Annotated in this window: 13 protein-coding genes and 5 pseudogenes; 6 read left to right on the top strand and 12 right to left on the bottom strand. The window is 68.9% G+C overall.

Features of this window, described 5'->3' with window-relative positions:
* Both IPJ61_RS18050 and IPJ61_RS18055 read left to right on the top strand, forming a co-directional pair.
* A pseudogene (locus IPJ61_RS18050) lies at positions 1-905 on the top strand (amidophosphoribosyltransferase); the annotation flags it as partial.
* A gap of 144 nt (positions 906-1,049) precedes the next feature.
* The gene (locus IPJ61_RS18055) at positions 1,050-1,298 is read left to right on the top strand and encodes a hypothetical protein (protein ID WP_297111061.1); all 249 of its coding nucleotides are present in this window, start codon (positions 1,050-1,052) and stop codon (positions 1,296-1,298) included.
* A 1,938-nt stretch (positions 1,299-3,236) separates the two neighbouring features.
* On the opposite strand, the gene IPJ61_RS18060 is transcribed toward IPJ61_RS18055, so the two are convergent.
* Positions 3,237-3,452 carry a hypothetical protein gene (locus IPJ61_RS18060; RefSeq protein WP_297111064.1) on the bottom strand — a complete coding sequence of 72 codons (216 nt, stop codon included), beginning with the start codon at positions 3,450-3,452 and terminating at the stop codon, positions 3,237-3,239.
* Positions 3,453-5,775: 2,323 nt separating this feature from the next.
* On the opposite strand from IPJ61_RS18060, the gene IPJ61_RS18065 reads away from it, so the two are divergent.
* A complete protein-coding gene (locus tag IPJ61_RS18065; protein ID WP_297111067.1) occupies positions 5,776-6,312 on the top strand; it encodes a hypothetical protein in 537 nt (178 codons plus the stop codon).
* A 1,045-nt stretch (positions 6,313-7,357) separates the two neighbouring features.
* Here the strand turns inward: IPJ61_RS18065 and IPJ61_RS18070 are convergent.
* Positions 7,358-7,756 carry a hypothetical protein gene (locus tag IPJ61_RS18070; protein WP_297111070.1) on the bottom strand — a complete coding sequence of 133 codons (399 nt, stop codon included), beginning with the start codon at positions 7,754-7,756 and terminating at the stop codon, positions 7,358-7,360.
* 10 nt (positions 7,757-7,766) lie between these two features.
* The gene (locus tag IPJ61_RS22370; RefSeq protein ID WP_366505883.1) at positions 7,767-8,003 is read right to left on the bottom strand and encodes a type IV toxin-antitoxin system AbiEi family antitoxin domain-containing protein; all 237 of its coding nucleotides are present in this window, start codon (positions 8,001-8,003) and stop codon (positions 7,767-7,769) included.
* A 292-nt stretch (positions 8,004-8,295) separates the two neighbouring features.
* On the opposite strand from IPJ61_RS22370, the gene IPJ61_RS18075 reads away from it, so the two are divergent.
* Positions 8,296-8,715, top strand: a complete 420-nt coding sequence (locus IPJ61_RS18075; protein ID WP_297111073.1) for a hypothetical protein — start codon at positions 8,296-8,298, stop codon at positions 8,713-8,715.
* Between the two features lie 100 nt (positions 8,716-8,815).
* Here IPJ61_RS18075 and IPJ61_RS18080 read toward each other — a convergent pair whose 3' ends face one another.
* The 8 genes and pseudogenes from IPJ61_RS18080 to IPJ61_RS22595 form a co-directional block, all read right to left on the bottom strand.
* Positions 8,816-9,313 (bottom strand): FAD-binding protein, encoded by a 498-nt coding sequence (locus IPJ61_RS18080; RefSeq protein WP_297111076.1) that lies wholly within the window; start codon positions 9,311-9,313, stop codon positions 8,816-8,818.
* Between the two features lie 138 nt (positions 9,314-9,451).
* Positions 9,452-9,583: a hypothetical protein gene (locus IPJ61_RS18085; protein ID WP_297111219.1), complete on the bottom strand. Its 132-nt coding sequence runs from the start codon at positions 9,581-9,583 to the stop codon at positions 9,452-9,454.
* 467 nt (positions 9,584-10,050) lie between these two features.
* Positions 10,051-10,179: pseudogene (locus tag IPJ61_RS22570) on the bottom strand (DUF7485 domain-containing protein); the annotation flags it as partial.
* A 394-nt stretch (positions 10,180-10,573) separates the two neighbouring features.
* Positions 10,574-10,684 carry an NADP-dependent isocitrate dehydrogenase gene (locus IPJ61_RS22575; RefSeq protein WP_459251313.1) on the bottom strand — a complete coding sequence of 37 codons (111 nt, stop codon included), beginning with the start codon at positions 10,682-10,684 and terminating at the stop codon, positions 10,574-10,576.
* Between the two features lie 176 nt (positions 10,685-10,860).
* Positions 10,861-10,995 (bottom strand): annotated as a pseudogene (locus tag IPJ61_RS22580) (NADP-dependent isocitrate dehydrogenase); the annotation flags it as partial.
* 59 nt (positions 10,996-11,054) lie between these two features.
* A pseudogene (locus IPJ61_RS22585) lies at positions 11,055-11,255 on the bottom strand (NADP-dependent isocitrate dehydrogenase); the annotation flags it as partial.
* Positions 11,233-12,471 (bottom strand): annotated as a pseudogene (locus IPJ61_RS22590) (NADP-dependent isocitrate dehydrogenase). The pseudogenes IPJ61_RS22585 and IPJ61_RS22590, both read right to left, overlap by 23 nt.
* Positions 12,386-12,742 (bottom strand): NADP-dependent isocitrate dehydrogenase, encoded by a 357-nt coding sequence (locus IPJ61_RS22595; RefSeq protein WP_297111090.1) that lies wholly within the window; start codon positions 12,740-12,742, stop codon positions 12,386-12,388. Before IPJ61_RS22595 ends, IPJ61_RS22590 begins: the two are co-directional and overlap by 86 nt.
* 179 nt (positions 12,743-12,921) lie before the next feature.
* Here IPJ61_RS22595 and IPJ61_RS18130 point away from each other — a divergent pair, with 179 nt between their 5' ends.
* The gene (locus IPJ61_RS18130; protein WP_297111093.1) at positions 12,922-13,668 is read left to right on the top strand and encodes a hypothetical protein; all 747 of its coding nucleotides are present in this window, start codon (positions 12,922-12,924) and stop codon (positions 13,666-13,668) included.
* On the opposite strand, the gene IPJ61_RS22600 is transcribed toward IPJ61_RS18130, so the two are convergent.
* A complete protein-coding gene (locus tag IPJ61_RS22600) occupies positions 13,560-13,934 on the bottom strand; it encodes a hypothetical protein (RefSeq protein ID WP_297111095.1) in 375 nt (124 codons plus the stop codon). The genes IPJ61_RS18130 and IPJ61_RS22600 overlap by 109 nt on opposite strands.
* On the opposite strand from IPJ61_RS22600, the gene IPJ61_RS18140 reads away from it, so the two are divergent.
* Complete coding sequence (locus tag IPJ61_RS18140; protein WP_297111097.1) at positions 13,933-14,154, top strand: hypothetical protein; 222 nt, start codon at positions 13,933-13,935, stop codon at positions 14,152-14,154. The two genes, IPJ61_RS22600 and IPJ61_RS18140, sit on opposite strands and share 2 nt — an antisense overlap.
* The last annotated feature ends 118 nt before the right edge of the window (positions 14,155-14,272 follow it).

Here is a 14,272-nt window from a genome sequence, read left to right on the forward strand (position 1 = left end):
AGAAGACGCTGTACGCGGCGCGCGCACCCCCAGGGCATCCGCCCGCTGGTGCTGGGGCGGCTGGCGAACGGCTGGGTCATGGCCTCGGAGACCGCCGCGCTGGACATCGTCGGGGCATCCTTCGTGCGCGAGGTCGAGCCGGGCGAGCTGCTGGCCATCGACGAGGCCGGCCTGGGCACGCAGCGCTTCGCCACGCCGAGCCCAAGGGCTGTATCTTCGAGTACGTCTACCTCGCTACGGCCGGACGCCACGATCGCGGGCACGGCGTACTCGAGCGCGGGTGCGGAGATCGGCCGGCAGCTGGCCGAGGAGTACCCGGTCGAAGCCGACCTGGTGATCCCGGTGCCCCGAGTCAGGCACCCCGGCGGCCATCGGGTTACGCCCAGGGTCGGCATCCCTTCGGACGGCAGAGCCTATGCTGAAGAACTCGTACGTCAGGCCGCACCTTCATCCAGCCCTCATGGACCATCCGCCAGCTGGCATCCGGCTGAAGCTGAACCCGCTCCGCGACGTCATCCGGGGCAGCGCATCGTCGTCGTCGACGACTCGATCGTCCGTGGCAACACCCAGCGAGCGCTGGTGCGGATGCTGCGCGAAGCAGGCGCCGCGAGGTGCACGCATCTCCTCACCGCCGGTCAAGTGGCCGTGCTTCTACGGCATCGACTTCGCCACCCGCGCCGAGCTGATCGCCAACGGGTTGACGGTCGAGGAGATCCGCCGCTCGATCGGCGCCGACTCGCTGGGCTACATCGCCTCGACGGCCTGATGCGAGGCCACCGAAGCGGCCGAGGGACGCGCTGTGCCTGGCCTGCTTCGACGGCGCTGTTCCCGTCGCCTTGCCGGACGGGTCGCGCCTGGGCAAGCATCGCTTGACAACTCTCGCGCCACAGCCGGGTCCTACCTGAGCCAACAACCCCTGGCCCGCAGGCGTGACCAATCAGCCCACCGCCACCGAGGGCGTCGCCGCCGAGGGCTGATCGAAGACCGACCGCGCGTCGCGGTGATGAGCCTGGGTCAGGAACCGCCGGCCGAGTGGTCGGCGGGCCCGGGTGGCCCCTGCCGGGCTCTTCGACGCCTGCGTGCTGAACTATCGCCAGCCGGTGCTGGCGACGTCACCGACGGTGTGGGCACCGAAGGTGGCCAGTCGCAGGTCGCTGGACAACCACGACACCATCGGCTTCGACCTGATGGGCATGTTCGTCGACGACCTGGTCGTCTGGGCGACGAGCCGCTTTCTTCGCGACCGACTACATCGCCTCCGGGCGGGTCTTGCCGAGCGGATCGCGGCGATCGTCTAAGGCGTCGCCGACGCCTGCGTCGCGGCCGGCTGCGCGCTGGTCGGCGAGACCGCGGAGCACCCCGGGCTGTTGAGCCGCAGGAGTACGACATCGCGGGGGCGAAGACGGGAGTCGCTGAGGGTGACAAGATGCTCCGGCGCGGGTCGCGTCGCGCCGGTGACGCGGTGATGGCGATGGAAGGCGTCCGGCCTGCACTGGAACGGCTACTCGCTGGTGCGGCACGTGCTGCTGAACCAGGCTGGTTGGGCGCCGGACCGGCACGTCTCGACGAGCTGGGCCGCACCTGGGCGAGGAGTTGCCTGAGCCGACGAAGGTCTACGCCTCGACGTCCTGACCTGATCGCCAAGGCCGACGTCCACGCCATGAGCCACATCACCGGCGGCGGCCTTGCCAACAACCTGGCCTGCGTCATCCCTGACGGCATGACTGTTGCTCCGGCAGCGTTCGTCCTGACCTCCCGCGATCTTCCAGTTGGTCCAGCAGGTGGGCTGTCCTGCAGGCAGATGTCGACGCCACGCTCAACATGGGCGTCGGCATGGTTGCGATCCTCCTCAGGGACCAGGTTGCCGCGGCGTTGGCGGCGCTGCAGGCCCGCGGCGTTTGGAGCGACCGGCGAGATCATCGCCTCCGACGGCTCCCGGCGCCGCCCGCCTCGTTCTCGGAGTCGCGCCACCATCGTTCCCCGAGCTGGGCCTCGGTGCGGAGCGCCGGGCGGGGTCACGCGACGAGGGTAACGCCACACCGCGGCGCGATGCCGTCGAGCGCCCGGGCCAACCTGGCGTCGGAGGTGCATCGCCCAGCTGCGCGTCAAGCGGGCTTCGGCGAGTGTGATGCGGTTTGCGTCGTGGGCTGTCACGTCGCCGCGCAGTTCCCAGATCCGCTCGAAGAACACCGTGGCGGGCCAACGGCGGGCGGGGAAATCCCGTAGGTCCGTGAGGGCGTAGGAGGCGCGCGTCTCAGTGAGGATGCTGCCGGCGACGAGCGTCCACGCAGCACGGACATGACCTCCATGTCCAGCAGGTGCGGCACGTGCACGTCTCCGCCTGCTGCGCGCACCAGCGGCGCGGCCCGCTCGCCGAGGGGTTCAGCATGAGCGTAGCTCCTGGTGACGAGATCGATGCGTCGAGGACGACGCTCATCGCATCGATTCGCGCTCAGCACGGAGGATTTCGGTGACTCTGTCGCCGAGGTCGACCTGTCCCCGCAGCCGTACCCGCTCAAGGAGCCTCGTCGATCGGGGGCTGCCGCGTCTCCTCGCGTGAGGATGTCCAGCATTATACTCCGAAAGGCTGCGTCCGGACTTCGGCAGCGTTTTGAGCGTGCGATGCACATCGCTGGGGACGTCCCTCACCTGAACAGCAGACATGCACTTCATGCTACTCGCATGCACAACGCATGTCCGTTCTGGAATCGAGGTCATTTCCGTCACCGAACGCGCCGGTTGTGGCCGCGCCCAAACCAGGGCTGAGGCCGCGACGAGAGGTCCACCGCCTCCGACGCTGAGGGTGAGCCAGGGGACGCCGGAGGATGGGGCGCGGGAAGCGACGGTGGTGTCGGCTCCGGCGTCGTGACGGCGCTAGTGGTGGGAGCTGGGGTCGGCGTGTCGGTGGAGGGTGGGGTATTGAGGGCTGGCGGTCGCAGGTCGGCTGGCAGCCTCGGTCGCCGACGACCTTCACCGTTATGGTGAGGGTACGGCCCAGGAGATGGACCTACAACCCCTGGGCTCCCGGACGACGTTGACCACGACTGCGGATCGCCGCCCGGCAACGCGTTCACGTGCTGGGTGGAGGCTTACTCCTGGGCTCGGAGCGGTTCCTGTAGGCGATCGCGCGGGTCGAGACGCTGACGTTGCCCCCTATCGCGGACCACCAGCCGAAAAGAGCCAGGCCGGGCTGACCCCGGGTGCGCGGGCGTCACCGCCGTAGGGCCGATCAATCCCTAGGTCTGCGGTTCGGGTTCCGATCCGGCGCCGGTCGTCGCCCCCCGAAGCCCGGCGAGTCGAGCTGCACCTGGAGGCGCTGGCCCCACCCACACAGGCACCTGGTAGACGGCGACCTCACCCGGCACGACGTCGATGCCGAAGGTGCCCGGGGCGAGGGTTGGCGCGTCGTCGAAGGTGCCGCCCGGCGGGGAGCCGCCGAGCCTCGGCCGCATTTCGTCTCTTCCAGACCGGTTCCGTCGGTGCGGGCAAGCTGCTCGTCCGCGACCGGCGGCTCCTCGTGGACCCTCAGCTGATGGGGTGGCTGTCGCGAGGTCGGCGCCCATGTTCGGCGAGACGGTGACGACCACCCTCCTCCCGCGGTGTCGCATGCCTCGTGGCGCCGCTGTCGAACGAAGTAACGAGCGCGCTGGAAAGGCCCTGCGCCGAGCCGATCCCCGTTGTTCTCCGACCGCCGACGCGGTCGCCCTGTCGCAGCGGGTGAGGCGCGCGTCGACGGCGGCGACCTCGACGTCGAGGCCGATCTGCGTTCCCCACGTCGGCGGGGTTCGTGAACGCCGGGCATGATCCAGAGGTCGGACCCGGGGATCGTCCGTCGGATCAGGTAGCTCTTGCCTGCGCTCCCGGTCGCGGGCGCGGTGTCGACCCAGGTGCTCCTCGCTGATCTCCGGCGCCGCGGCGCCGTCAGCCGCACCCTGCCACCGGCGTGCCGCTGAGCCCAAAGTGAGCGGAACGCGCGCTCGGCGAGCCGACTCAGCGCGAAGTCGAGGTGTCCTTGTTTCAAAGTGGGGGCGTCGACGTAGCGGCTGTTGCCCTTGTCCGCGATGCACTTCAGCTGCGCCCCGTGCCTTCGCGCGTTGCCGACGTCCACGCCGATGACGTCGATGCGCAGGTCGACTCCGGCCAGTTCCTCAGCGGTTGGGCAGGGGTCCGGCGCGCAGGTCTCCTCGCCGTCGGACACCAGGAGGATGGCTTTTTTTGGTGCGGTTTCCCTTCTCGGGGAGGTCTTTCACCGCCTGCCTCAGCGAGTAGGCTATAGGCGTCTCGCCCAGCGGCGCGTACCGCTTACGGCAGTGCGCAGCGCCGCGCGGTTTCCTGTGTCGATCGGCACCACGAGGTCGGAGTCCGCGCATTGGGCCTGTCCGCTCCTTCCGCCAGTCGGTACAGACGCGCCGTAGACCCGCATCCCCACCCGCGTCGACTTCCGGCAGCTGGTCGATCGCCCTGTGCAGCGACGCCTCTTGCCGCGGAGATCCGGGTCTTGCTGTCGGACAGCTTCTGCTTCATCGAGCCCGATGCGTCGAGCACCATCAGCAGCGGGTCTGTTCCGTGCCGTCGTCCGCGGTTGCCGGTCCGGCGACCACCACGCCCAGCATCAGGAGAAGAGTTCCCAGCAGCGCGACCGCTCGTCGTCCCATGTCCGCCTCCCGGCTCCGACGACGCGCCCCACCCCGTCGCGCCTTCCAGCTACAAAGCGACCGTCCGCGCTCAAGCGGCCCCTCAGAAAGCTGGGGATAACCCCGACGCTGGTGTCTCTTTGCGGACAACCCGTGGGCTGGCGCGCGGGGCCATCGTTGCGGGCATGGCTCGACGACGTCGTCTCTGGGGCAGGATTCTGCTCGCCGTCGCGCTACTGCTGGTGGTCGCCGGGGTAGCGGTCTATTGGTATGTCCGGCCGCTGCTCCTGACCGGAACTGGACGCGGCGGCCAAACGCCTGTGCGGTGCTGGAAACGCTGCGGGGCGGCGAGGACCTCGAGGCTTACCCTCCCGCCGAATCCCCGGTGCCCTCACCGATGCACAGCGGTGAACGACGACGGTTCCATCAGCACCACCGTCCTCAGATCTCGCGAAGCAGACCGCTTGGTACACTGAGGGCTTGGGCTGCACGATCGCGGCCGCAGCCCCCCCGCATCAGCGGCGCCCATCACGTCATCGAACCCTATCGCCGAGGCCACCGATCCCGCTTCGGTTCCCTGCCGGAGCTGGCGGCGGCGCTGGATGCCGTTTTCGCCGACGGCCTCGGCACCCGCGCCGTCGTCACCGTGGCCGGGCGGCGGGCGCACTGATCGCGGAGCGCTACGCCGACGGGTTCACCAAGGACACGCTGCAGCTCGGCTGGTCCATGGCCAACCCTGTGACCAACCTGCTCGTCGGCCGGATGGCGGACCAGCGGGCCATCCAGCTCATCCATAACGACCTCTCCGCGAGGATCGCCAGGGGATTGAGCGGCCGCGACATCTCCGTCGACGACCTCCTCCGCACGCAGTCCGGGCTGAGGTGGGATGAGACCTACGACCTCGGCACCGCCATCACCAAGATGTTTCACTGCGACGGCGACATGGCGGTCTCCGCAGGCGCAGTCCGCTCGACCACGCGCCGGGGACGTCTCCAGCAGTACTCGAGCGGTCGACGAATCGCACGGCCGAGGCTCTGCTCCTCGCTGCCCGCGACAGCGCCAACCTGCCTCGCACCCAGCTTCTGGCGCCGCTCGGGGATCCCTCGGCTGTGTGGGGAGCCGGATGCCTCGGGCGTCCCGCGTGCTCCTCGTACCAGGCGACCCGCGCGACTGGGCCGCAATCGGCCAGTTCGCGCTCGACGACGGCGTCGTCGATGGTCGGCGCTTGTTCTCGAGGGGCTGGGATGGCGGAGGCCACGACGAACACCACCGCCGGGACGCGCGAGGACGAGAACTACGGCCCGGGTGGTGGCTGAACTGCAACGTCGACGGCAGCCCTGGCCTTCATTCGCCGGCGGACACCTACCGGGCGTCCGGCCACGACGGCCAGCGCCTGTTCAGTCCCTGGCAAGGCCTCGTCATCGCACGGTTGGGCTTCAGCCCCGACCTCCATGGCGACGCTGGCGGCCCACGCCGTCGCTATCTCCTCGGCCTTGTGAGTTCCTTGATGGCTAGCTCCAAATCAGAGGTGGATGTGACTCCACCTCTTGTCCGCTGCGCTGCCGTCGAGTACCGGGTCGATGGAAGGTCTCATCAGGTCCGCGCTGCACCGGCGACGGTTCGAAGCGTCGCACGCTGGTGCATGGCGGCTGCGAGCCGGCTGCACCGCGGACCCTGAAGTGTGGTGCAGGCACTCCAAACGAGCTGGGGAGTGTGGGGAGTCGAACCTCTGACTCGGCGTCATGTCACGTCGAGCTTCTGCGGGCGCTGACATCCTGGGTGACGGCCAGTACGACGAGATCGACCAGGTCCTTTCCTACTGATGGGCGCCCGCCGTAGAGCGCGAGCGTTGCGCACACTTTGTCGGCGATCCGATCTACGACGGGATAGAGAAGGTAGGGGGTTGCTCGCGAGCTTCGGTAGGGGAGTGCGTTCGCCGGGGTCGCGACCTCCGCATCGTCGGTCGCGTGACGACGTTCACCACAAGGTCGACGTGAAGGTGATCCTTCCGCTTCGCACCGATGTAGACCCCGAAGGTCGCTCGGCAGCCCTCAGCGGTAGGTCTGCTGGTTCTCCGCCGATTGCGTCGGTGCGACCCGACATAGTCGAATCGGAAAGTCGCCGAGATCGATCGAGGCGAGGCGCCGAAGTGTTATCAAGCGCCGAGTCGAGAGAATGGCTGCGACGACGGCTAAACAGACCGACGTCGGTCGTCGAACGGGCAGACGCACGCGGGCCAGCATGCCCGTTCCTCCTCTGAGCACCCAGGCGGAGTCGGTTCCCCGAGAACACGGCGGCTCAGGAAGCGGTGGAAGTCACATGCCGGATCCGTCTTCTGATACTCAGCGAGGGATCGGCCGTGAACGCGGCCTGGGCGGTCGACGATCGCCGCCTCTACTGCGGCCGGGCTCGAGTAACGCTGATGATCGGTCATTGCTCGTCCTCGTGCCGGTGGACTTCGCGGCCGCTGTGAGCTCCGTCCAGTCCGCCGCCGTCAGTCGGTTTGACGAGTTGGGCTGCGTTCACCACGCCGTCGGCGGAAGAGTAGTAGCGACTGCGCTGAGATCCGGTGTAGGTATCTTGCGTAGAGCCCCAGACATTACTTCGGCGAACTTGAGGTAGATGCTGGGATCGATTACGGGCAGCCGCTTGAGCAGGGCCTCGGACATGGCTTCAGCCAGCTTGACGAACGCGTCAGGGAGATGGTGGTGGTGAGCGCGCGGCTAGTGGTCAAAGTTCATGCCGGCGACCCGCAGCAGCTCATTCAGAAGCGCGCCACCGTCGCCCTTCTTGTGGCCGCTGCGTTCGGCAAGCGGGCTGAGAAGTTCGGCGAGACGATCCGAGTCAAGGCGTGACTGGCCGGCTGCGTCGCGCAGCGCGTCGCCGATAAGGCTCAGGTCTTGACGGTCTTCGACCAGGTCGGCAATGGTGCGCTTGCGTGTGGTCACGGGTAGTCCGTCGCGAATTGTGACGTCCTGCTCGGGAAGCACGCGGGTCCGGTAATGGACGTCGGGGCGCTGCGTTTGCCTGCGCGTCGGTGTGGTGAACTCGCTTCGTGTCGCACGGAAGTCGCCGATGCCACGTAGACGCGCTGCGGACTCGCCTGAGATGACCGCGCTCATGGGGCGCCTGCTAAGTCGCTCGTAGGCAGGCTTGGGCGGGCCCGGCTGCGAGCCATGCTGCACGGAGTTCTTCGTGCTCGGTGCTTGGCGCCCCTGCGTCTCGATAGACGCCGTGCGTGACGCGCACGAGGTCGCCAGACTCGGTCAGCCGGGTCAGGTTCATATGTGTAACGCCACGCGGTGCTTGCGCCGAGGTGACCAGTCCCCACTGGGACTCAGTCACCTCGGCAAGCGTCTTTAGCGCCACGCGTGACTTTCATGCTTGGATACTAACGGACTTGTAGTTAGTATCCATGATATGTTCCGCCCAGAGAGCTATCCGAGCCCGAGGGCTTGGTCGAGGTGCGGGCTACGGAATGTGCCTGACGGGTCGACGCGTGCCATGAGCGCGGTGAATTCCGGCACCCGGCGATAGGCCGTGGCCTGGTCGAAGCCCCTCGCCGTAGAGCTTTCCCCAGTGGGCGCGCGGCTGAAGCGAGCGAGCGCCTCGATCTCGGCAGCACGCGCGCGACCTCCGCTGGGCGCTTCTGCCACGTGAAGTGGATGCCGAGTCGCGGGCCGCCCTCGCCGCCGCTGAGCCACAGGTCATCTCCGGCGAGGGTGCGGAACTCGCTGACGTGCAGCACCGGGTCGATGCGATCGGCAAGCGCGCGGACGGCCCGCAGCGCGTCGGATCCCCGGTCGCGGGGGACGAAGTACTCGGACTGGATCTCGTCGCCGCCCGCGCTCGGGGCGCGGTCGAAGCGGAAGTGCGCCAGGCGCGTCGCCCACGAACCGCGGCTGCCGACCGGGTGAGATTGTCGTCGGGCGAACCGCCGTCGGCGATGGCGCCCACACGCGGGCCCTGCAGCGCGGCGCCGAACCGGCTGGAGGATGGCCCGGCGTCGTCGTCGCGGCACTTCAACCACAGCGTCGACAGCGTCGGCTCGACCCAGCGGCCCAGCACGCTGACGCTGTAGGCGGCGCCTGCGATGCCGTCGAAATCGTCGAGGAACCGGTCCCAGGCGAGGCCGGTGTAGATGTGTTGGGTGATGTCGTAGGTGGGTTCGATCGCGAACGTCAACCTGGTGACGACGCCGAGCGCGCCGGAGCGACACGACGCTGCGCCTCGAAGTCGGGGTCGCCGGCGCGCACCCAAGAGAGGCTGCCGTCGGCCCCGATCCGCTCGACCCGCGCACGGCTGTCGCCAGGACGCCGTTGCCGTCGCCAGACCCGTGGGTGCCGGTCGAGTTGGCCCCGGCCACCGAGATGCGGCAGCGAGCCCAGATTGCGCAGCGCCCACCCACGCTCCTGGAGGAACCCTCGCGACGGCGCTGTAGGGGCCGACCCCGGCACCGTCACCGTGCGCGCGGTCTCGTCCAGGTCGAACGGAAGCTCGATCGCACGCATCGAGATCAGCGCGGCCGAGTCGGCTAGCGGGCTGAACGAGTGCCCGGTCCCTAGCGCGCGGATCCGTGACGCCGCGGCCACCATTGCCTGCGCCTCCTCGATCGTGCGCGGGACGAGGACATCAGACGGGGTGAAGGCGACGGTGCCCGCCCAGTTGGTGAGTGTCATGCCGACATCATGACAGTCGCCATGGAGGAATGGCGGACAACTGGGCTTCCCGTGCTCTGGCGAGCATAGGAAGGCGCACTGTGCGTCAAAACTCCACGGTCCTGCGGAAGACGCGTACGGCGTCCTCCCCGATCAGCATCAGCCAAGGCCGGTGATCGCCCCAGCGGACGCCGAGGCGCAGGCCGTCGGCGGGATCGGCCGAGCTGGTGAGCGCAGGAGGTCGTCGATCGCGGCGCGGCCGTCGTGGCGGAGGCGAAGCAGGCCCAACACGTCCTCGACCTCCCGGGTGTCTTCTCGATGAGCCCACTGAGCAGGATGTTCGCGACGCCGTCCGTGCCGACGGCGGCCTCGATGCCCAGGTGAACCTCGGCCCCGTCGGCGCCGGCGGCCGACACCGGCAGCTGCACAGCATGGGTGCCGAGGGTGACCGACAGGAGGCCGGGTTCCAGCGAGATCCGTAGGTCTTCCCTCGGTGATGGCGGAGAGCACGAGCACGGGGATCGACGTTCCTGCTTCGGGGATCGATGCGGACCATGAGCCCGCCATCGCTGAAGCCGTAAAGGTAGGTGCCGTTCGTGGTGTGCACCGACAGCCACTCGTCCAGCGGAGTGCGGGACAGCGTGCCATCGGGTGCGAGCAGCAGCATCTCCGGGTTGTCGGGGTTGTGCTCTGCAGGACGACGGTGCCGTCGCGCAGGGCGAGCGGCCGCGCCCACTGCAGGTACTGGCCTTGGCGAAGTACTCCTCGCGCAGGCGTAGGTCGCCGAGGTAGGCGCCGGTCTCCGAGTAGTGCGCGAGCCGGAGCTTCCCGGTATCGACGAACCACCACGTCCTGTCCGGGAGCTGGGTGCCGTAGCTCGGCCCCAGTGGATGCCCTTGCCGTCACCGCCGCCGAGTGAGGTACCGAGCAGCTCCGGCGCGTCGCCGTAGCCGACGGCGAACACCTCGCTCCACTCCGGTCCGAACGCGGAGATCGGTGGCCCAGCACGATCTCGGTCAGCAAAGCCGCGGCGGGAGGGTCGACGCTGACCGCCGGGCTGACGCTGTGTGTCGGCGTGCTGGTCCCACCCGGCGGCGGGGTGGAAGGCTGAGGATGCGGCGCAGCCGGCGAGAGCCATCACTACAGGCGATTCCGTAGACCCGCGCGCCCATGCGGACAGGTCGTGTGCGCATGGGTTCACGACTGACCATGGAGATGACGCACAACCGGGCCCCCCGTGCCCTATCGAGCACTGAGAGCCCAGTTGTGCGTCAAAACTCATCAGAGGGCGTCGATGATGGCGTTCATCGTGGCCGACGGGCGCATGACCGCGCGCGTCTTGGCCTCGTCGGGGCGGTAGTAGCCGCCGAGATCCGTCGGGTGACCCTGCACGGCGAGCAGCTCGGCGACGATCGCGTCCTCGCTCCTCGGTCAGGGCCTTCGCGACGGGGGCGAACGCTGCTGCCAGCTCGGCGTCCTCGGTCTGCGCCGCCAGCTCCTGGGCCCAGTACGGCCAGGTAGCAGTGCGAGCCGCGGTTGTCGATGCCGCCGAGGCGACGGGTGGGGGACTTGTCGTTGTCGAGGAAGGTGCCGGTGGCGCGGTCGAGCGTCGAGGCGAGGATGGCCGCGCGGGCGTTGTCCTCGGTCTGCGCCAGGTGCTCGAACGACGCGGCGAGCGCCAGGAACTCACCCAGGAGTCCCAGCGCAGCGGCGCCGAGCCGCCGGCGCCGGTCTCGAAGAGACCGCCGCCCTGCATCAGCGGCACGATCGACAGCATCTTGGCCGAGGTGCCGACCTCGAGGATCGGGAACAGGTCGGTCAGGTAGTCGCGCAGCACGTTGCCGGTGACCGAGATGGTGTTCTCACCGCGGCGGATCCGCTCGACAGAGAACTTCGTGGCCTCCACCGGGCTCAGGATGCGGATGTCGAGGCCGACGGTGTCATGCTCGCGCAGGACGCGCACCAGCTCGACGATGCTGGCGGTCGTGCGCGCGCTCCGGGTCGAGCCAGAAGACGGCCGGCCAGCCGGTGATGCGGGCGCGGCTGACGGCCAGCTTCACCCAGTCCTGAATCGGCGCGTCTTTGGCCTGGCAGGCGCGCCAGATGTCGCCGGCGGCGACGTCGTGGCTCATCAGGATGTCGCCGGCGGCGTTGACGACCTGGACCACGCCGTCGGCCGGGATGACGAAGGTCTTGTCGTGCGAGCCGTACTCCTCGGCCTTCTGGGCCATCAGGCCGACATTGGGGACCGTGCCCATGGTGCGCGGGTCGAAGGCGCCGTTGGCGATGCAGTCCTCGATCACGGCCTGGTAGACGCCGGCGTAGGAGGAGTCGGGGATGACGGCGAGCGTGTCGGCCTGGCGCCGTCCGGGCCCCACATGTGGCCCGACTTGCGGATCATGGCGGGCATCGAGGCGTCGACGATGACGTCAGACGGGACGTGCAGGTTGGTGATGCCCCTGTCCGAGCTGACCATCGCGAGCGCAGGGCCATCGGCGATGCCTTCTCGAACGCCGCGCGGATCTCCGCGCCGTTGTCGAGGGCGTCGAGGCCCGCGAGGATCGCGCCCAGGCCGTCGTTGGCGGAGAGGCCCGCGGCGGCCAGGTCGTCGCCGTACGCAGCGAACACCTCGGGGAAGAAGGCCTTGATGACGTGTCCGAACAGCACGGGGTCCGACACCTTCATCATGGTGGCCTTGAGGTGCACAGAGAAGAGGACACCTCGGCCTTGGCGCGGGCAACCTGCGCGGCGAGGAACGCGTCGAGCGCGGCAGCGCGCATCACGGTGCCGTCGACGACCTCGCCGGCCTGCACCTTCAGGCCGTCCTTGAGGACGGTCGGGCCGCCCTCGTGGATCAGGCGGATGGTCAGCACGTCGTCGGCGGGCATGACGACCGACTGCTCGTTGTGACGGAAGTCGTCGGCGTCCATGGTGGCGCCGGCGGTCTTCGAGTCGCTTCGACCACGCACCCATGCGGTGCGGGTTCTCTTCGCGCAGTTCTTCACTGACCCCGGCGCGCGGCGGTCCGAGTTGCCCTCGCGCAGCACGGGGTTCACCGCGGAGCCCATCACGCGGGAGTAGCGGGCGCGGACGTCACGCTCCTCGTCGGTCTGCGGGTCCTCGGGGTAGTCGGGAATCGCGAATCCCTGCGCCTGCAGCTCGGCGACGGCGGCCTTCAACTGCGGTACGGAGCGCGGAGATGTTCGGCAGCTTGATGATGTTCGCCTCGGGCGTCTTCGCCAGCTCGCCGAGCTCGGTCAGCGCGTCGGCTACCTGCTGGTCCTCGGGCAGGACGTCGGCGAACTGGGCGAGGATGCGGCCGGCCAGTGAGATGTCGCGCGTCTCGACATCGACCCCGGCCTGGCCCGCGAAGGCGCCCAAGACCGGCAGGAACGAGTAGGTGGCAAGGAGGGGAGCCTCGTCGGTGAGGGTGTAGATGATCGTGCCCATGGCGGCAACAACTCCCAGTGATAGACCCGGTGGCGGCGGGCTACAGCTTACCCAGAGCGGCATCCATCCAGTGGGCTCGCTCGCGAACACCATGCGGCGGTCAACCATCCTCGCCGTCGTGACGTCCCCCAGCGCCGCGCCGAGGCGGCCTTACCTCGTCGGCCTCGTCGGCTCCGGGGGTGCTGCCGTCGTTCACGCCGCCGATGCACATGGCGGAGGCCGCGGCGCTGGGAGTGAGCTACGTCTACCGGCCCCATCGACCTCGACGCGCTGGGCCCCTGCCCCGACAGTTGCCCGAGATTCTCGACTGGACCCGCAGGCTCGGCTACGACGCGCTCAACATCACCTTCCCGTGCAAGCGCGCGGTGGTGGACCTCCTCGACCATGTCGATCCGACGGCGCTGCGGCTCGGGTCGGTCAACACGGTCATCTTCACCGACGCCGGCGCGGTCGGCTACAACACCGACACCAGCGGCTACGAGCGCGCCTTTCGGGCCGGGCTGCCCGGCGCCGACCTCGGTGACGTCGTCCTCCTCGGCGCGGGCGGCGGGGTAGCGGCGTGGCCGACGCGCTGCTGCGGCTGGGAGCGAAGCGGCTCACCGTCATCGACGTCGACGGCGCCCGTGCCGCTGCCCTTGCGGCCAGTCTCGGCACCCACCGGCACGCGGAGGTGTGCTCCGGTGTCCCCACAGAGCTGTCCGACGCCATTGCCGCCGCATCGGGCCTTGTCAACTGCACTCCCATCGGCATGCACCACCATCCGGGGATGCCGCTCGACGAGGCCCTCCTGCGGCCCGACATGGGTCTCCGACATCGTCTACCGGCCGTTGCGCACCCGCCCCCTCACCGTCGCGCGTGGCCTCGGCTGCGCCACCTCGACGGCGGACGCATGGCCGTCTTCCAGGCCGTCGAGGCCATGGAACTGATCACCGGCCTGCAGCCAGATCCCGAACGTATGCGGAAGCATCTCCTCCACCTGCTCGCCGCCGAGCAGAACTGACAACCGGGCGAGCACCGATGTCGACGACGACCGCGCAGCCGCGCCGCACCCCGTCCGCGCGGCGGTGGCCAGCTTGCTGGCTCCGCCGTCGAGTACTACGACTTCTTCATCTTCGGATCCGCCGCCGCGCTGATCTTCCCGGAGGATCTTCTTCGGCAGCAACGACCAGGCCGCGTTGGTGATGTCGTTCATGACGTTCGGCTTCGCTTACATCGCGCGGCCCATCGGCGCGGTCGTGCTCGGCCACTTCGGTGACCGGATCGGCAGGCAGAAGGTGCTGATGTTCACCCTCGTGCTGATGGGCTCTCCACGTTCATCATCGGCTGCTTGCCGACGTTCGACGCCATCGGCTGGTGGGCGCCCGTCCTGCTGGTGCGCGCCGCCTGATGCAGGGCCTTTCGGCGGCGGGTGAGCAGGCCGGGGCATCGTCGCTCAGCCTCGAGCACGCGCCGGACCATCGCCGCTCCTTCTTCACATCCTGACCCTCACCGGCACGCAGGGCGGCCAGATCCTCGCCGCGCTGATCTTCA

This window comes from Tessaracoccus sp. (assembly GCF_016714275.1).
GTDB lineage: Bacteria > Actinomycetota > Actinomycetes > Propionibacteriales > Propionibacteriaceae > Arachnia.

What these genes read in the sequence shown, in the direction of transcription:
- IPJ61_RS18060 (WP_297111064.1), bottom strand. Translation starts at nt 3,452, where the DNA reads ATGCGGCCGAGGCTCGGCGGCTCCCCGCCGGGCGGCACCTTCGACGAC.
- IPJ61_RS18070 (WP_297111070.1), bottom strand. Translation starts at nt 7,756, where the DNA reads ATGAGCGCGGTCATCTCAGGCGAGTCCGCAGCGCGTCTACGTGGCATC.
- IPJ61_RS18080 (WP_297111076.1), bottom strand. Translation starts at nt 9,313, where the DNA reads ATGACACTCACCAACTGGGCGGGCACCGTCGCCTTCACCCCGTCTGAT.
- IPJ61_RS22595 (WP_297111090.1), bottom strand. Translation starts at nt 12,742, where the DNA reads ATGGGCACGATCATCTACACCCTCACCGACGAGGCTCCCCTCCTTGCC.
- IPJ61_RS18140 (WP_297111097.1), top strand. Translation starts at nt 13,933, where the DNA reads ATGACGTTCGGCTTCGCTTACATCGCGCGGCCCATCGGCGCGGTCGTG.
- IPJ61_RS22600 (WP_297111095.1), bottom strand. Translation starts at nt 13,934, where the DNA reads ATGAACGACATCACCAACGCGGCCTGGTCGTTGCTGCCGAAGAAGATC.